Here is a 19,071-nt window from a genome sequence, read left to right on the forward strand (position 1 = left end):
TATTTATCAATCAGTTTGATACTGAGCGATGCATAAAAAGGGGATTATGGATTTATGGTAGAAGGACAGCGTTTAGTCGACATTTTTCGACCAACTCATTATGATATCTTTTTAGATATTAATCGAGAAACAAAAGTTATTGCGGGTAAAACAACAATTAAAGGATCTGCAACACAAACGGCAATTATTTTGAATCAAAAATTCTTGTCAATAAATAATGTCACCGTTGATGGTCAAACGGTTATCGCCACAACGAATGATGAGGATGAGACCCTCACATTTACTGTTCCTGAACCAGGTGAATTAACTATTGTAGTCGATTATACAGCTCCATTAACAGATACGATGATGGGGATTTACCCCTCATACTATCAGATAGATGGTCAAAAAAAGCAATTGATTGGTACGCAATTTGAGACTACTGCGGCACGTCAAGCTTTTCCAAGTATTGATGAACCAGCCGCTAAGGCAACTTTTTCATTGGCTATTAAATATGATGAACATGAAAATGAAACAATCATTGCTAATATGCCTGAAGAAAAGGTGGACAATGGGGTTCACTATTTTGCACAAACGGTTAAAATGTCAACGTATCTAGTCGCTTTTGCATTTGGTGAGATGCAAAGTAAGTTGACCAAGACAAATAGTGGTGTGCAGATTGGGGTGTTTGCAACAAAAGCACATCAACCATCAGAATTAGACTTTGCCTTGGACATTGCAAAACGTTCAATTGAATTTTACGAAGACTATTACCAAACACCATATCCATTACCACATTCATGGCAATTAGCACTGCCTGATTTTTCAGCGGGTGCAATGGAAAATTGGGGACTAGTTACTTACCGTGAAGCTTACTTAACGATTGATGAGGCAAATGCATCAGTTGAAATGAAGCAACGTGTTGCGACCGTGATAGCACATGAGCTAGCACATCAGTGGTTTGGTGACTTAGTGACGATGCAATGGTGGGACGATTTGTGGTTAAATGAGAGTTTTGCAAATATGATGGAGTATGTGGCTATCGATGCATTACAGCCAGATTGGCATATTTGGGAAACCTTCCAGACATCAGAAGCAGCATCTGCCTTGCAACGTGATGCCACTGATGGCGTGCAATCTGTTCATGTACAAGTTGAAAAGCCAGCAGAAATTGATGCTATTTTCGATGGTGCAATCGTTTATGCCAAGGGATCCCGTATGTTAGTTATGGTGCGTTCACTAATTGGAGATGATGCATTGCGGCGTGGTTTGAAAGATTACTTTGAGGCTCATCAATTTGCCAATGCTAAAGGTTCTGATTTGTGGGCAGCGCTTGGTAAAGCGGCAGGTATTGACTTAACTGCAATGATGAGTACTTGGTTGGAACAACCAGGATATCCGGTGGTGAACGTCAAAGTGGTTAATGGTAAATTAACATTAACTCAGGAACAATTCTTTATTGGTGAGGGGGTCGATCAGAAGCGTCAGTGGCAAATTCCGTTGAACAGTAACTATACGAATCTACCTGAACTAATGGTTACGCAACAATTAGAACTTGGTAATTATGAACAATTACGTCAAGTTGCGGGAACACCTTTCCGATTGAATGTGGATAATACAGCGCACTTCATTGTTAATTATGAGCCAATGTTATTACAAGATATTTTGAATCATGTTGACAGCTTAAGTGCCATTACCCAATTACAATTACTACAAGATTTGCGCTTATTAGCTGAAGGACGTCAAATCTCATACGCAGTGGTTGTGCCAATCTTACGGAACTTTGCAGCTAGTCAGTCAGGCGTTGTTAACACGGCACTTTATCAAGTGATTGGTAATTTGAAAAAGTTTATGAAGCCAGATACGGCTGAAGAGAAGGCATTTAAGCAACTAGTAAATGAACTATCAGCCTCACAATTTGCACGGCTAGATTGGCACAAAAAGCCAGTTGAAACGATTGATGATCAAGTCAGTCGGCCAGTTATTGCTGATGCAGCATTGTTTGGTGAAAACCAAAAAGCTGTTACATCAGCACATACATTAGTGCAAGAAAATCAACCAAACTTTGTTAAGTTGCCTGCTGACATTCGGGCCATTGTCCTTGCTAATGAAGTAAAACATTTCGGCAATCAAGGATTGTTTGATCAATTGTTGGCTGATTATCGCACAACTTCAGATGGTGGTTATCAACGTGATATCATGTCAGCACTTACAAAGACATCAGATAAGACTTTATTGGCACAAATTGTTAATCATTTTGAAGATAGTGAAACCATTAAACCGCAAGATTTACGTGGCTGGTATCAAGGCGTACTTGCAAACGAAGATGGGCAACAACTTGCTTGGGATTGGATTCGTAATGAGTGGGATTGGCTTGAAAAGACGGTTGGTGGTGATATGGAGTTTACGACCTACATTACGGTAACCGCTCGAATTTTTAAAACAGCTGACCGTTTATCAGAATTCAAAGTTTTCTTTGAGCCAAAGTTAGAGACACCAGGTTTAACTCGTGAAATTACAATGGATGTTAATGTCATTGCAAGTCGTGTGACACTGATTGAAGAAGAAAAGACAGCTGTTCAACAAGCAATTAACGCATCGCTATAAAATAGTGCAAAAGGAGAACTAGAATGACACGCTTATTTGTGACGGATTTAGACCAAACATTTTTAAATTCAGAACGCCAATTTAACGTGGCGCGTTTTACAACTATTTTGAATCAACTTGATGAGAGAGGCGATCAGTTCGCCATAGCCACTGGACGTGACGAAAATTGGGTTCGCAATAAGTTTGGTAAATTAGTTGATCGGATGCATTTGGTCACTGGAAATGGTGCGACATGGCGGGTTAAAGGATCTGAGCAATTACATGTTCGAAATATTAACGCATCGGCTTTGAAAAAGTTGGAGGATATCTTAACTAGTGATGCCTTTGAGACAATCGGTGTCATTGCTTTTTCAGCTGATAACATGTATAACTTGGCTGGCTTACAAGAGTTACCTGAAAATATGCAAGATTACATGGCGCAAGTTTACCCAAATATGGAGACAGTGGCACACCTAACTGAAATTCCAGAGCTGTTAACTAGTGTGACAGGAATTTTTCCACCAATTCATTCAGAGGAAGCCATTGCGTTAATTGATGATAATCAATTACCACTACATGCAACAACGTCTGGCTATGGAACTGTTGATATTTTGGCTGAAGGTGTCAATAAGGCAACTAGTTTAACTATGTTGATCGACCAAATCGATTTAGCTCCTGAAGATTTAACGGTTTTTGGGGATGGTATGAATGATTTGGAAATGATGCAGCTTGCGGGCAACGTATATATCATGCCAAATTCTGATGATCGTTTGTTCGGACGTGGTTATAATGTTGTGACAAATGATAGTGATCACGATGGGGTATTGGAGACACTTGAAAAAATTATGTAGCGATTTATCTAATTATAGTGGGATGAAAAGGCTAAACTGTTAAATAAATTTTAATTTCTTAAGATCTGTTTTCAATTTGTTATTGGAAACAGGTTTTTTATTTTAATATAATGTGAAGAACTAACATGACTTCCTTGACGTTCGTTTGATAGACAGGTTACACTAAGAACCATAAATCACAGTGTAAATAAAGGCTGGAGGAGAATCGATGGCATACTTAGAGTTACGAGATATACATAAATCGTATTATCTTGGCAAAGAAGAGTTCCCTGTTTTAAAGGGAATCGATCTAGATTTTGAATTGGGAGAATTTGTTTCAATTCTTGGTGAATCTGGTGGTGGTAAGTCAACCTTGATGAACATTATTGGTGGATTGGATCGTGAATTTGAAGGATCTGTCACCATTGACGGCCAACTATTAGACCACAAGCAAGAAAAGCAACTTGATGAATATCGTCGGGGTACGATTGGATATATTTATCAATCATATAACTTGATCAGCCACTTAACAGTTTTGGAAAATGTCATGGTGTCATTAGAAATGACTTCATTGTCACAAGCTGAAAAAGTTAAGCATGCGACTTCTTTATTGGAACGAGTGGGCTTGGCTGAACAAATCAAAAAACACCCTAATCAGCTATCTGGTGGTCAAAAGCAACGTGTCGCAATTGCTCGTGCTCTAGCATCTGATCCACAAATCATTATTGCTGACGAACCAACAGGTGCGTTGGATTCAGAAAATACGGCTGATGTATTACGCATTTTGGATGAGATTGCTGCTGAGGGTCGCTTAGTTATTGCTGTTACACATTCTCAAGAGGTTGCTGATCATGGTACTCGCATTGTTCATTTAGCTGATGGCCAGATTGATGACGATCGGCGCCTACGCGAAGCCTACGCGGTGTCTGAACATGATAATCGCATGACTGATCGGGCACTGCCAGCTAGCGCATCTTATCGTAATGCCTATAAACATTTGACCTTTAGTTTTTGGCGTAACTCACTTATTATGTTAGGAACAGCAATCGGGTTATTTGCGGTCATGCTGTTTTCTGGATTGGGGAATGGGGTTAAGGCCTATATTAATGATCAGGTCAATTCATTAGCAAATCCGACGGCAATTGCAGTGATGCGTTATCAAGATGAAGATAGCGGTGGCAATCCAACTGCTGCAGCCGGAGGCACAGGTGCAGATCTTGATAAAACAACAATTTCTAACAAACAATTGCAACAGATTAAGAATGTTAAGGGTGCTAAAAAAGTTGTTCCTGGTTATCAAATTTCAGGTATGAAGGCAAAACTTAATAATGAAGACTACACGTTAACATCAGTGCAAACGTGGTCAGCATTACTCAAGAAAAATGTTGTTAAGGCAGGCCATATTCCTGGTAAAAATGAAATCGTTGTCGATAAGAAGACGGTTGCTAAGAAGTTTGACACCAAAAATTGGCAGTCAGTGGTTGGTAAAACCATGACAGTAACTTGGGTGACGGTCAAAGATGATGGTCAAACACCAGTTACAATTACTAAGGATTTGAAAATTTCAGGTGTGGTAGATGCTGGTCAAGCAGGTTCACAGAATGTTGTTAATTACAAGACTGTTCGTGATGCTTATAAAGCAGCTGGTGCCTCAACAAATGCGGCTTTGGCAACAGTTAGTGTTAAAAATGCTGATGCAGTTAAACCATTCCAAAAGCGTATTGCTAAGCTAAAGGGTGATGATAACAAGCGCCTTTATTCTGCCGTTACCGTTGGTTCAATATTGGATACGATTAATACAATCGTGACATTAGCTACTGATGTCTTGGCCGCAATTGCCGCAATCTCATTGATTGTTTCGGCTTTGATGATTATTGTCACTATGTTTATGTCAGTTTCAGAGCGTACAAAAGAAATTGGAATTTTGCGTGCGTTAGGTGAGAGTAAGAAAGACATTCGTCGTTTATTCACTTCAGAATCATTGCTAATTGGGTTAGCAAGTTTCGTTTTGTCGGTTATCTTCGCTTATGGTATTGGTGCAATCTTGAATGCAGCATTATATAAGATTGCAAAGTTCGATATGATTCAAATTTCATTTGGTAATGTCGTAACTACCTTAGTGTTAGCGCTCATTATTTCGTTCTTGGCAGCATTATTGCCAGCACGTCGCGCAGCTAAGCTAAATCCAATTGATGCTTTGGCAGCAGATTAGTAAAAAATTAAAACATATTAATGTGATAAGAGATTGGGACAGAAGAAAATGTTCCAATCTTTTTTTGCTAAAAATGTATTAATTATCAGCGTGAAAATTTTATAGCGTAAACGCGTTACACACCGGCTTCAACACAACTTTTGAAATCCTTTCTTTTTATTTAGGGATACATATCTGACTAGAAAAATCGGTCTAGACCGTGTAAACTTGAAGTCAATTAGAAGTGAATTTCAGACGGTTGATATCCGCTTGCGTCATTGAAGGAATAAGAGGAATATATCATGAGTAAAGTTTTAACGCATGCAACAATTTATACTGGAGAAGCTGAACGACCAGTGATAAAGGATGCTTACATTCGATTTGACAATCAAATTGAAGACATGGGACCAATGTCAGAATTAGTGTCAACTTCAGCAGATGAGTTGATTCGTGCTGATCGTCAAGTCATTGTGCCAGGATTCATTGATGTTCATACACATGGTGCCTATGGCTTTGATACAATGGATGGAGAGACAACGGACATTATTAAAATGGTCCACGGCCAAATTTCTGAAGGAATTACATCCGTATTTCCTACAACCATGACGCAATCAGTTGAAAACATCTCAAAAGCAATGGTAGCTGTCAACGAAGCAGCTAAAAAAGAACCGGCAATTATGGGTGTTCATCTTGAAGGACCATTCATTAATCCCCATTTTAAGGGTGCTCAACCAGAGCAATACATTATTGCGCCTAGTAAGGAACTCGTCCAGAAGTGGCATGAACTATCTGGAAATCGTGTGCGCTTGATTACTTATGCGCCAGAACAAGCTGAAGATGTTGTGGCATTTGAGGATTATCTGGCTGATAATAATATTATTGGTTCGATCGGGCATTCAAATGCGACACGTGAATTCTTGCAGAATCATTCCAAGGCAAGTCATATTACTCATTTGTATAATGCACAGCGACCAATGGCACATCGTGAGCCTGGTGTAACAGGTCATGCGATGCTGGAAGATCATATTCGTACAGAATTGATTGTCGATGGTTTCCATGTCTATCCAGATATGGTAAATTTGGCATATAAATTAAAGTCAGCCCAGCGCATTGACTTGATCACAGATTCAATGCGTGCTAAAGGTCTTGGTGATGGTGAATCTGAATTAGGCGGCCAAAAAGTTTGGGTGAAGGACAAGCAAGCCCGCTTAGAAGACGGTACTTTAGCAGGATCTGTCTTAGAATTTGATGATGCTTTCCGAAATGTGATGGCATTTACAGGTGCTAGCATTCACGAGGCAATTCAAATGGCTTCGGTGAATCAAGCAATTGAATTTGGCTTAAAAACAAAAGGTACTTTAACTGTTGGAAAAGATGCCGATTTAAATGTCTTTAATGCTGATTTAACTGAATTACAAGCAACTTATAGCATGGGCCGTCGTTTTTCAAAGCAAGACGGTGTTGAAACAAAGGAGTAAAAAATATGGGTTCTCCGGTATATATTCAAATTCATGATGAAATTCGTGAAGCAATAGACGCAGGTCGGTGGGTACCTGGAGATAGAATCCCAGCAGAACGTGAATTAGCTGAGCAGTTTGGTGTTTCTCGCATGACGTTACGTCAAGCTATTATGTTATTAGTAGATGAAGGAGTTCTAGAACGACGTGTGGGCTCAGGAACATTTGTATCTGAGCAAAAGGTCCAGGAACATTTGAATGGTATTACATCGTTCACGGACTTGATGGCAGATGCAGGGAAAAAAGCCACGTCTAAGACGATTAGCTTTCATGCGGGTCGGGCGACTAATTCAGAACAGGAACAATTACAATTAGCACCAGACGCACGTGTACTCAGAATGGAGCGTGTTCGTTACGGTGATGATGAGCCAATTGCTTTTGAAGTTGCGGCAATTCCTGAGTCACTCATTGAAGGACTATCAAGAAGTGCTTTGACTGATTCATTGTATCGAACACTTGCTGAAGAACGTGGCTTGAAAATCGGTCGTGCACAACAAACCGTGACGGCAGCAGCAGTTAAGGAAAGAGTCTCAGAATACCTGGCTATCAAACGCGGTGATCCTGTTTTAGTCTTACGGCAAATTACCTATGATGCAAAAGGGGTGCCCTTTGAATATGTGCAGACCCAATATGTTGGTTCAAGATTTGAATTTTATATGGAAAAATCATGATGCTATTATAGCTTGGTTGACCGTAATTATTATTTAATGCTTGTTTATTAGCTAATATTTTGATAGAATACTTGAAGTGTTGAAAACTGCAGCGGGTTGTCCGCAAGCTCGTCAACAATTTACCGACCCGTTTCAAATATGGCGGAGAACACACCAGTAACCGCGCTGCAGCGGTGAAAGTTTGGGTGAATTGCACGAATGTGAGGCAACTCTCTAGAATTCAACAAAATAAAAAATTCTGGAGGACATTTAAATATGTCACGTTATACTGGTCCTAAGTACCGTTTGTCACGTCGTCTTGGTGTTTCATTATCAGGTACTGGTAAGGAACTTGCTCGCCGTAATTATGCACCTGGTGATCACGGTGCCGGCCGTCGCTCAAAGCCATCAGATTATGGTATCCAATTAGCTGAAAAGCAAAAGGTACGTTTTACTTATGGTATGACTGAGCGTCAATTCCACAACTTGTTCTTGAAGGCAGGTAAGATTCGTAAGGGTACTCACGGTGACAACTTCATGTCATTGCTAGAGCGTCGTTTGGATAACATTGTTTACCGTCTAGGTTTGGCCTCAACGCGTCAACAAGCACGTCAACTTGTTAACCACGGTCACATCTTAGTTGATGGTAAGCGTGTGGATATTCCTTCATACGAAGTTGCTGTTGGACAAGAAATCTCAGTTCGTGAGAAGTCACAAAAGAATGTTTACATCCAAGCTGCTGTGGAAGCACAAGCTGGAACACTACCATTCGTTGAATTTGATAAAGATACATTAAAGGGAACTTTGGTTCGCGAACCAGAGCGTGCTGAATTGGATCACGAATACAATGAAGCCCTTATCGTTGAGTACTACAACCGTATTGGATAATTTTTATCATAATATTGGATTGTGGGTACACAATGAAAAAAGCCAAGGCAATTGCCTTGGCTTTTTTGCTATTTTCAGATAATCCAAAGCAGATTCATATTATTTATCTTTTTGAAAAAATGAGAGAATAAGTTAAAAAATGTTAAAGAACGACAAATAAAGTCTAAACAAATGTTAAAAATTAACATGTAATGGAGTTCACGTGGTACGCTAATCTTATTAGAATTCCCGATAGTTAGGAGTATGGTGATTATTGTTCACCAGATAAAAGAGTATGACACAGATTGGACATGTTGTAATTGGCTTGATTATTGTTGTAGCAGCCATTTATTTGATTATCTTTGTCTCTCAACGGTTGACTGCGCGAAAAGTTAATAAATTAATTCAAAAGAAAGCCCAGTTGGCTGAGATTCCAATGCGCGATCGGTTAGTTAAAGGTCGCCAGTTGAGCTTGACGGGACAATCTTTGAAGCAATTTCAATTGTTGGAAGCAAAGTACAATCATTTGGAAACAAGTGAATTTAATAATATTGATTTGAAAGCAAATACCGTGTTATTTGATTCTCAAGGGTTAAACTTTCTAAAGACTGCCCAAGGCATGAAAAGTTTACAACAACAAATTCGTGATGCAGAAGCAATCATTGATGTGGTAAACCAAGGTCTAAGCGACTTAGAACAATTAGATGCTGCTCATAAGCAGGCAGTGAAGGATTTGGAAAGCAAATATCAAGAGCTAAGAAAAGTGTTATTGTCGCAGAATTTTGCATTTGGACCAGCAATTGATAAGTTGGAAGAAATACTTGGTTCCCTTGAAGATGATTTCGCAGAATTTGCCCGTTTAACTGAAACTGGGGATCACGCAACAGCTGCAGGTATTTACGAAACCTTGGGGATGGAAACTAATCAATTAGAACAACGAATTGAACAAATACCTGATATCTTCAACAAATTGCATGATACAATTCCTGGTCAATTATCAGAATTGCAAGATGCATATGATAAAATGTCTGCTGAAGGATTTAAATTTGAAACGAATATTGATAAGGAACTAGCCAACATTCGCAAAGAGTTAGAAGAAGCTTTAGAGTTATTGAAGGAATTAACTTTAAAAAAGGTTTCAGAAGAAATTACGCGGATGGAAGGTCAAACGGAAATCTTGTATGAAACGTTTGATAAAGAGGCTAAGGCTGCGCAAACTGTTTGGGAAAACAATGAAAATTTGACAGGGTTCTTAGCGCATAATAAACGTCAAAATCATGAGTTATATGCACGTCTAGACCGTTTGAATCAAGACTTTGTTTTTTCTAAAGATGAGGTTGGACAGATACGTAGTTGGGAAATTCAATTATCAAATAACACGGTTAATTTTGAAGAATTAAAGCATAAAATTGCGCGTCATGATGCTGTATTCTCTAACTTGATCAGTGAACAGGTTGATATTCGAAAAGATCTGGAGCGTATTGAACGTGAACAAGTTGCACGTTGGCAAATGTATCAAGAATTGCCAGGGCAATTAGAACAGTCGAAAAAGCGTGTGACTTTATTGTCAGATAAATTACGCTTGATACAACGATCGTTTGAACGTCAAGGACTACCCGGTTTACCAGAAACCTACTTATCAATCTTTTACTCAGTAAGTGATGAGTTGGAACGTGTTAAACAGCAAATTGATATGTCACGAGTAAACGTTGATGATGTGTTACGTCAATTGAGTATTGTGACTGCCGATTTGGATACATTGCAGGAACGAACAGATAGTTTAATTGAGGCAGCAACGGTAACGGAACGCCTTGTTCGTAAAGCTTTGCTGTATCGCGATAATCCAGCTGTAGCTCAGGCAACACAACAGGCACGGTATTATTATGAGACGGGTTACGACTACGAGCAAGCTATGCAGACGCTTGGTGTGATGCTCGATCAGATGGAGCCGGGGTTAACAGAACGAATTGTTAATCAATATCGCCAAGAGCAAGCGACGCTACAAGCAGAATTTGCTGAACAATAGAATAACAAATGCAATGAGAAGTTGGGACAGAAGAAAATGTGCCAACTTTTTTCTGTCCCAAATACTTATCTCTCCAATTTTTACAGTACGGAAAAGTTACGATTTTGCCTAAAAATTTACAAATAAGCAAAAGTTTGTTAAAATTTAGACAAGGGATATAAATTTTTTCGCATTGCAAAAGGAGAGTCATATGAAAGAAGAATTAAGAAGAGATCATGCACCAACAACTATTCCAGCAGGATTAACAGATGCTCAAGTGCAGCAAGCAAGAGATAAGTATGGGAAAAACGAGTTTGATGAAGCGCCAAAGGAATCACTAGGTAAGAAAATTAAACGTAGTTTGAGCGATGTTGCCACAATTATTTTGATTATTGCTGCAATTATTTCGCTGATAACATCAATCATGCAAAATAATGGTCATTATTTTGAGAGTGTCTTAATTATTGCAATTGTGATTATTAATTCAGTGCTATCAATTTATCAAGAAGGTCGTGCAGAAGCAGCGCTAAATTCTTTAAAGGGATTGGAGCATGCTGAAGCAATGGTTAAACGTCATAATCAAGTAACTACAGTGCCTATTACCGATATTGTTGTGGGTGATATCTTGGTACTTGAGAATGGTAAACAAATTGCTGCTGATGCAAAATTGATTGAAACAAATGAATTAAGAGTCGAAGAATCAGCGTTGACTGGTGAAAGTGATGCCATTGAAAAAGATGAGTCAGAAATTTCCTCAGAAGACGATCCGTTAGGAGACCGTTTAGATCGGGTATATCGTGGTACAGCTGTCGTAAACGGTCGTGGAACAGGAGTTGTTACCGCCGTGGGTATGCAGACGGAAATGGGGAAGATTGCAGGATTATTAGGTAATGAGGAACGTGAACAAACACCACTACAAATTAGATTAGCACAACTGGGCAAGCGATTGAGCGTCATTGCAATCTTATCAGCCTTAGTCGTTATCGGGCTAGGTATTGCGGCGGGTGAACCATTACTGACGTTGTTTATGACTGCAGTGTCATTGGCTGTTGCAGTTGTACCAGAGACTTTGATGATTATCGTGACGATTACTTTGGCTTTAGGTGTGCAAAAGATGGCCAAAAGACATGCCATTGTACGTCGCCTACCAGCTGTTGAGACGCTAGGATCAGCCACAGTAATCGCCTCTGATAAGACTGGTACATTAACACAAAATAAAATGACGGTTCGTAAAGTTTGGGATGCACAAAATAATCAGGTATTTAGCGATGATGAATTAAAACATCGGCTACCAGATGTTTTAAAGTTTGGTGCATTATCAACGAATGTCACGCAAAATAACGATGAAGTAACAGGTTTACCAACAGAAGTTGCCATGGTTAATGCTTTAGGTGAGTATTCTGAATATGAAGCATTACAAAGCAACTTTCCAAAAGTCTTTGAAATCCCCTTTAATTCAACTAGAAAACGAATGACCACAGTTCACAGCATTGATGACGGCTATTTAGCGGTTACAAAAGGTGCTTTTGATGTCTTGTTACCTAAGTTTCCAACAGATAGTCATGCAAAAGCAGAAAAAATGAATGAACAATTTGGTTCAAATGCCTTACGAGTTATTGCGGTTGGTGTCGTTAAATTATCTGATATCTCTGCTGAACCAACAGAAGATGAATTAGAAAAGGACATGACACTACTAGGGCTGGTTGGAATTATTGATCCACCGAGACCAGAGTCGGCAGCCGCAGTTGCCGAGGCTCGGGCTGCAGGTATTAAACCAGTAATGATTACAGGAGACCATGTGGTCACTGCCAGTGCAATTGCTCGTGAAATCGGTATTTTAGGTGATGGCGATTTAGCCCTCTCAGGTGCAGAATTACATAAGATGTCTGATGAAGAACTTGATAAACATATTACTCAGTATGCTGTTTATGCTCGTGTTACACCAGAAGACAAGATTCGCATCGTCAAGTCATGGCAGAAGCGAGGTGATGTTGTTGCCATGACTGGTGATGGTGTGAATGACGCACCAGCCTTACGTCGAGCCGATGTGGGGATAGCGATGGGTGAGACTGGAACTGACGTCGCTCGTGAAGCAGCAGCAATCGTTCTTACTGATGATAACTTCGCGACAATTGTACATGCGGTTGAAACAGGCCGTGGTATTTACGGTAATGTTCGTAAAACAGTTAACTTTTTGATGAGTGCTAACATGTCGGAAATTGTTATTATTATTGCTGCTATGTTATTTGGATGGGGATCACCGCTGATTGCCACACAACTGCTATTCATTAACTTAGTTGCTGACGGATTGCCTGGCTTTGCCCTTAGTCGTGAGCCGGTTCATGATAATGTGATGAACCGTAAACCCATTAGTCCCAAAGATAGTATTTTTGCAAATGGGTTAGCTGGGAAAATTGTCATCAATGTGGTGCTGTTTTCAATCGTGAGTTTGCTGGCTCAAGGATATGGTATACACACTGGCAATCCACAAGCAGGTAATACGATGGCATTTATTGTTTTGTCATTAACTTCAATTTTGCATGTTTTTAATATTCGTAGTGACCATTCAATGTTTAAAATCAAATTTAGTATGAATCCAATGCTGGTACTAATGGCGATTTTAGCTACTGCATTATCAGTACTTTTGGTTATTCTGCCAGTTACACAAACGCTATTTAGTTTTGTGCCATTAAATGGTTGGGAATGGCTAATTACCATTGGATTAGCGTTAGTTCCGAATATTTATTGGGAAATCCATAAAGCAATTAAATCTAATAAATAGATGATTAGGTGCAAGACGTTCGTGTCTTGTGCTTTTTTTATTCGGCATAAAGCGAAAAATTAGCTTTTTAATTGTTAGTATCCAGATATAATCAACTTTAAACGATTAAAAGTCGAACTTTTATCGAAAGAACGTTGAAACGGATAACGTTTGTTGCTAAAATTAACTAGGTGTTGAAATTGTTTAGATTGTTCGTGTTTAACGAATTTTAAAATAGGAGGCCATTATGGCAGGGATTGTAGTTGTTGGTAGTCAATGGGGAGACGAAGGGAAAGGTAAAATAACAAATTTTATTTCACAAGACTCTGATATGGTCGTGCGTTATCAAGGTGGTAACAATGCTGGTCATACTATTTATGTGGATGGAAAAAAATTTGAGTTATCTTCAGTACCATCTGGTATTTTTAATCCCAATCGATTAGCAGTGATTGGAAATGGATGCGTTGTTAATCCGAAGGCACTGTTAGCTGAATTACATGAAATCCAAGAAAAAGGGGTAACAACCGAAAATCTTCGTATCTCAGATCGCGCGCATGTTATCTTCCCATATCACATGCTGATTGATCAGTTAGCTGATGCTAAGAAGGGTGATGGTAAGATTGGTACAACTGGTCGTGGCATTGGACCAACATACATGGATAAGGCAGCGCGTGTGGGTATCCGAGTTGTTGATCTACTAGATGAAGAAATTTTACGTGAACGCTTAGCTAATGTTCTGGCTGAAAAAAATGAAGTACTTGAAAAGATTTATGATCATGCACCATTTGATTTGGAAGAATTAGTGACTGAATACGTCGCCTATGGTCAAAAATTAAAGCCATATATTGTTGATACAACAGTATTGATCAATGAGTATTTGGATGACAACAAGCGAGTATTATTTGAAGGTGCTCAAGGTGCAATGTTGGATATTGATCAAGGAACTTATCCATATGTGACTTCTTCATCGCCTGTTGGTGGTGGGGCAACGATTGGTGCCGGTGTTGGGCCAACAAAGGTTACACGCGTTGTTGGTGTTGCGAAAGCCTATACTTCTCGAGTGGGGGATGGTCCGTTTCCAACAGAGCTATTTGATGAAGTAGGTGATCGTATTCGTGAGATTGGTCATGAATATGGTGTTGTGACAAAGCGACCACGCCGTATTGGCTGGTTAGATACGGTTGTATTACGTCATTCAGCTCGTATTGGTGGCTTTACGCACCTATCATTAAACAGTTTGGATGTTTTGTCAGGACTAGAGACAGTGAAACTTGCAGTGGCTTATGAGTTAGATGGTCAACGAATTACGCACTATCCAGCTAGCTTAAAAGATGTACAACGGGTTACGCCGGTATATGAGGAATTACCAGGTTGGTCAGAAGACATTACTGGCATTAAGTCACGTGATGAGTTGCCAGCTAATGCTGAAAATTACTTGAAGCGTGTTGAAGAATTAATTGGTGTACCGCTATACACATTTGCAGTGGGACCATCAAATGAACAAACCATTATCCTATTTGATATTTGGAATAAGGAGTAAGCATGTCTGAAATGAGATTAGCACGAACCGTTTTATCTGTTGATGAGATCAATCAAATGGTCACACGTGTTGCAGATGAAATCAATGAAGTACTAGTTGATGTTGAACGCCCAGTATTTATAGGTGTGATGAAGGGTGCATATATGTGGATGGCCGATTTAATGCGTGCCATGAATCGAGAAATTGAGCTTGATTACATTGATGTATCTAGTTACGTTGGTGACCAATCAACCGGCCATATTACGATTCAAAGAGATTTGAAAGTTGACCTTTCAGATCGGACAGTTGTGATTTTAGATGAAGTGGTTGACTCAGGATTAACGTTACGCTATTTAAAGGCCGATTTTGAAGCACGTGGTGCTAAGAAGGTATATGTTGCTGTTGCAACAGATAAACGGCATTCTGCTTCGGCAGGTGGTATTACACCAGATTTTATTGGGGCACATGTGCCTGATGAATTTCTTGTCGGATATGGTATGGACTATAATGAATATTATCGTGGCTTGCCTTATGTAGCTGTTCTAGAATTATCTGAATAAATAAAAAAATCGAAATTGGTTATATTAACCAATTTCGATTTTTTTATAGCCTTATAAATTTAAATATCATTACATGGTTCATCAGGTAAATTACGTTCCAATTGAATTGTTGTATGTTGAATATGCATCTCATCTTGTAGCATGTGACCAAGTTGAGAGAGTAGTAACATATCACTAGGATCTTTTACGACAAGATGAACAGTTAATGCAGTTTCTGTTGTAGAAATTCCCCAGATATGCAAATCATGTAAACTAATAACTTCTGGATTATCAAGAATTGCATTTTTGACGGTTTCTTCGTCGATATTTTCTGGTACGCCATTAAAAATTAGTAAAATAGACTGTTTAAAAATATCCCACGAAGACACAATAATAACGATACCAATGATAATTGAAACTGCTGGATCTAACCAATACCATTTTGTTAGCATCGTTAGTAAACCAGCAATAACCACACCGAGTGAAACACCAGCATCGGCCATTAAATGAACATAGGCCCCCTTGGCGTTTATATCTGACTTATGGTCGCCAGCCATTGCAAAGAATTTTGCTGCTAGAAAGTTAACGGCGATTCCGAAAGCCGATACGATCATAATTAAATTTCCAGCTGGTTCAGCACCACCATTTAGTAATTTAACAATTGCTTCATACCAAATAACAAACACAGCAACTAGTAAGAAGAGCGCATTGATAAAACTAGCTAAAATGGTTGCATTATGCCAACCGTAGGTATGCGTTGTTGTCGCTCGTAGCCCAAAAACAACGACGGCAGCCCAAGCCAAAATTAAAGAGGCAACGTCGCTAATGCTGTGTAGGGCATCCGCAAACAGTGCTGTTGAATGCGCATAATGTGCAAAAATCATTTCAGCAATGATAAAAGCAGTATTTAGAATAATGCCAGTTAAGTAAGGTAATTGCCTTTTTGGAACGGTTGCATGCTCGTGATGATTATGCATATTATAATTTTTCCTCCAAGTGTGTTGTAGCTAGTGCAATAATAGACCGGATATGGTCATCCTTTAGCACATAAAATACTTGTTTGCCGTGCTTATGGGAGCTAACAATATCGGCTTGCTTTAACATCTTCAATTGTTGAGAAATGTTTGATTGCGAATAGCCCGTAGCTGTGACTAGGTCTGAAACATTTTGTTCATGATCAGCCAAAATCTTTAAAATTTTTAGTCGTAAAACATTTGAAAATAGCTTAAAAAACTCTGATAATTTTTCATCCATAAATATATTATAAAACGTTAATATGTTTTTTGAAAGAAAAAAGAACTGAAATAAGATATAATTTCGGTTCTTTTTAAGATTAGTGTTGTTGTAAAAAAATAACCATAGTTGTCATCGCTTGCAAAACAGTAAAGAATACCATACGGTAACGTTGTTTTAAATTGAAATTAATCAAGACCATCCAAGTAAATATGATGATAATCATCGTTAGAATTGTCCAAAAATTCCAGGGTAAAGTTAAGACGTTTAATAACAAAATAACACCAAAAACGAGTGAAGTTAGTCGTTTATTACGTCCCTCAGTTACAAATACACTACTCATAAAGTATAAGTAACTGAAAAATAATGGTAGTAAGCTAATAATAAATGGTTGTGTCAGATACGTGTTCTGTTGGTAAAAAATGACAACGGGCATGACGATAGTTGCAATACCTGAATATAAGATTAGGCCAAGTACATTTTGCAAATTTAGCCATGGAATATTTATTAATAGTAGCGCAATCGGTAGTAGGGCTAATAACATAACCTGTTGACCAGTAAATTGTTTATATAAGAAGTATAAAAACAATAAAGGAAATAAAATAACAACATAATTGATCCAGCGTGAAAAGCCACGGTTAAATGTCAAGAATATCGCAATGGCGATAATAATGCTATACGAAATTAACAAGGGGTTATGCTGCCATTGACCGCCAGCTAGGTTTTTTGAATAAATTAGGGGATATACCCACCAAATAATATTTTGGGCGATGGCACCAATAATTAAAGCAAGCCATTGAATATCTGTCTGTTTTAATTTCTGATTTAATCGTGATTGACGACTAATTGGTTGATTAGTTGTTTGATTTTCTTTATGTCGATTTAAACGAGATACATTATCATGAGTTTCAGGATTCATAATCATGCCTTCCTAAATATTTAAGTTATATTTGTAAGAACTATTTATATAATTGTAGCAAACTAACCCGCTTACGGGTGATTTTGGTATAATGTTTTGAGTGTTATTTTGTAAATTGATTAGAATGGAGTAACGAAATGCGTGCAGTAATTGAGATCGTAAGGAAATATCGAATGCAAATTATGTATTTGATATTTGGTGGACTGACAACTTTAGTCAACATTGTGGTATATACGGGGGCACGTTGGTCTCATTTATCGATAAATATTGCCTATATCCTTGCTTGGATATTGAGTGTTTTGTTTGCTTATCTAACGAACCGTAAATGGGTGTTTGATAGTCAAACGACAGGCCTTGCTAATATTTTACTCGAAATGGTTAAATTTTTCTTTGCACGACTGGCAACAGGTGTAATAGGATATTTAATTCTATTGTTTGGTGTGCACGTCCTAAACCAAAATGATATGATTTGGAATATTATCCAAAATATATTTGTGATTGTTTCTAATTATGTATTGAGTAAATTAATGATATTTAGATTGAAGGAGAAAATTGAAAAATGACGATTAAATTAATTGCAACTGATATGGATGGTACATTATTGCGTGATGATCGGACATTCGATTATGCCCGCATGGAAGATTTATTAGATGAATTGGATGCTAAGGGTATTCGTTTTGTCGCTGCAAGTGGCAATCAATATAAAAAATTACGTTCATACTTCAATCCAGTTAATCCAGATCGCGTAACCTATGTTTCAGATAATGGCGCTTTAGTGATGGATCATGATGAGGTGATTGCTGAATCAACGATTACCCGTCAGCAGATTGATCGTGTGATTGCTTGGAATAACAGTGTTAATCCAGGAATGGAAAATTTAATTGTTTTGTCGGGTCATAATGGTGCATATGTGTCTAATCATGCGACACCTGAAATTATCGGTATGGTGAAGCAATTTTATCCAGTGGTTTACCAAGTGGAGAAATTTAAGGACATTGAGGATAATATTTTCCGTTTCACATTTGTGTGGGAGCAGGGAATCGATGTTCATCAACATATTCAACAGCTACGGGCAGAATTTGGTGAAGAATTACATACAACAGGATCAGGCTTTGGAACGGTGGACATTCTTGCGCCAGGGGTCAATAAGCGAACGGGTCTTGAAGAATTAGGTGATATTTGGGGCATTAAGCCAGAAGAAATGGCGGCCTTTGGTGATAACGGAAATGATTTAGAGATGTTACGATACGTTAAATATCCTTTTGTCATGCCTAACGCAGAAGATTTTATGAAGGTGCGGATTGATAATCTTGCTGTTAATGATAACAATCATAATGGTGTCTTAGATACTATTGAGGCTTTATTAGCCGGTGCATTTGATGATAATGCTAGCAAAATTTTTGATAAATAATGACTAATAATCAAATATCATGTGTCAAACTGTTATAATATATAGGGTTATGAAGCGTGTCAGT

At 38.5% G+C, this 19,071-nt stretch carries 15 protein-coding genes; 12 read left to right on the forward strand and 3 right to left on the reverse strand.

Going from position 1 to position 19,071, the window contains the following annotated elements:
- Positions 1 to 54: 54 nt before the first annotated feature.
- The 10 genes from ACQ4QH_RS01870 (at position 55) to ACQ4QH_RS01915 (ending at position 15,465) form a co-directional block, all read left to right on the forward strand.
- Complete coding sequence (locus ACQ4QH_RS01870; protein ID WP_439819089.1) at positions 55 to 2,586, forward strand: M1 family metallopeptidase; 2,532 nt, start codon at positions 55 to 57, stop codon at positions 2,584 to 2,586.
- 23 nt (positions 2,587 to 2,609) lie between these two features.
- Positions 2,610 to 3,416: an HAD-IIB family hydrolase gene (locus tag ACQ4QH_RS01875; RefSeq protein ID WP_439819090.1), complete on the forward strand. Its 807-nt coding sequence runs from the start codon at positions 2,610 to 2,612 to the stop codon at positions 3,414 to 3,416.
- A gap of 208 nt (positions 3,417 to 3,624) precedes the next feature.
- A complete protein-coding gene (locus tag ACQ4QH_RS01880) occupies positions 3,625 to 5,607 on the forward strand; it encodes an ATP-binding cassette domain-containing protein (RefSeq protein ID WP_439819091.1) in 1,983 nt (660 codons plus the stop codon).
- A gap of 281 nt (positions 5,608 to 5,888) precedes the next feature.
- Complete coding sequence (nagA, locus tag ACQ4QH_RS01885) at positions 5,889 to 7,064, forward strand: N-acetylglucosamine-6-phosphate deacetylase (RefSeq protein ID WP_439819092.1); 1,176 nt, start codon at positions 5,889 to 5,891, stop codon at positions 7,062 to 7,064.
- A gap of 5 nt (positions 7,065 to 7,069) precedes the next feature.
- A complete protein-coding gene (locus ACQ4QH_RS01890) occupies positions 7,070 to 7,774 on the forward strand; it encodes a GntR family transcriptional regulator (RefSeq protein WP_140837133.1) in 705 nt (234 codons plus the stop codon).
- Between the two features lie 255 nt (positions 7,775 to 8,029).
- Entirely contained in the window at positions 8,030 to 8,641 is a 612-nt protein-coding gene (gene rpsD, locus ACQ4QH_RS01895) for a 30S ribosomal protein S4 (protein WP_439819093.1), read from the forward strand.
- Between the two features lie 274 nt (positions 8,642 to 8,915).
- The gene (locus ACQ4QH_RS01900) at positions 8,916 to 10,646 is read left to right on the forward strand and encodes a septation ring formation regulator EzrA (RefSeq protein ID WP_439819094.1); all 1,731 of its coding nucleotides are present in this window, start codon (positions 8,916 to 8,918) and stop codon (positions 10,644 to 10,646) included.
- Positions 10,647 to 10,836: 190 nt separating this feature from the next.
- Positions 10,837 to 13,407, forward strand: coding sequence for a cation-translocating P-type ATPase (locus ACQ4QH_RS01905; protein WP_439819095.1), 2,571 nt, complete (start codon positions 10,837 to 10,839; stop codon positions 13,405 to 13,407).
- 226 nt (positions 13,408 to 13,633) lie between these two features.
- The gene (locus ACQ4QH_RS01910; protein WP_439819096.1) at positions 13,634 to 14,926 is read left to right on the forward strand and encodes an adenylosuccinate synthase; all 1,293 of its coding nucleotides are present in this window, start codon (positions 13,634 to 13,636) and stop codon (positions 14,924 to 14,926) included.
- 2 nt (positions 14,927 to 14,928) lie between these two features.
- Positions 14,929 to 15,465 carry a phosphoribosyltransferase gene (locus tag ACQ4QH_RS01915; protein WP_436586634.1) on the forward strand — a complete coding sequence of 179 codons (537 nt, stop codon included), beginning with the start codon at positions 14,929 to 14,931 and terminating at the stop codon, positions 15,463 to 15,465.
- A gap of 59 nt (positions 15,466 to 15,524) precedes the next feature.
- Here the strand turns inward: ACQ4QH_RS01915 and ACQ4QH_RS01920 are convergent, their stop codons facing one another.
- The 3 genes from ACQ4QH_RS01920 to ACQ4QH_RS01930 all read right to left on the reverse strand — a co-directional run bounded on the left by ACQ4QH_RS01920 (position 15,525) and on the right by ACQ4QH_RS01930 (position 17,596).
- Positions 15,525 to 16,421: a cation diffusion facilitator family transporter gene (locus ACQ4QH_RS01920; protein ID WP_439819097.1), complete on the reverse strand. Its 897-nt coding sequence runs from the start codon at positions 16,419 to 16,421 to the stop codon at positions 15,525 to 15,527.
- A 1-nt stretch (position 16,422) separates the two neighbouring features.
- Positions 16,423 to 16,698: an ArsR/SmtB family transcription factor gene (locus tag ACQ4QH_RS01925; protein WP_002828613.1), complete on the reverse strand. Its 276-nt coding sequence runs from the start codon at positions 16,696 to 16,698 to the stop codon at positions 16,423 to 16,425.
- 79 nt (positions 16,699 to 16,777) lie between these two features.
- The gene (locus tag ACQ4QH_RS01930; protein ID WP_439819098.1) at positions 16,778 to 17,596 is read right to left on the reverse strand and encodes a hypothetical protein; all 819 of its coding nucleotides are present in this window, start codon (positions 17,594 to 17,596) and stop codon (positions 16,778 to 16,780) included.
- A 137-nt stretch (positions 17,597 to 17,733) separates the two neighbouring features.
- Between ACQ4QH_RS01930 and ACQ4QH_RS01935 the strand changes: the two genes are divergently transcribed.
- On the forward strand, positions 17,734 to 18,159 hold the full coding sequence (locus ACQ4QH_RS01935; RefSeq protein ID WP_439819099.1) for a GtrA family protein: 426 nt from the start codon (positions 17,734 to 17,736) through the stop codon (positions 18,157 to 18,159).
- Positions 18,156 to 19,007 carry a Cof-type HAD-IIB family hydrolase gene (locus ACQ4QH_RS01940; RefSeq protein WP_439819100.1) on the forward strand — a complete coding sequence of 284 codons (852 nt, stop codon included), beginning with the start codon at positions 18,156 to 18,158 and terminating at the stop codon, positions 19,005 to 19,007. The genes ACQ4QH_RS01935 and ACQ4QH_RS01940 overlap by 4 nt, the downstream gene beginning before the upstream one ends.
- The last annotated feature ends 64 nt before the right edge of the window (positions 19,008 to 19,071 follow it).

The sequence above is a fragment of the Weissella paramesenteroides genome (genome assembly GCF_051903945.1).
GTDB classification, from domain to species: Bacteria; Bacillota; Bacilli; order Lactobacillales; family Lactobacillaceae; genus Weissella; species Weissella paramesenteroides_A.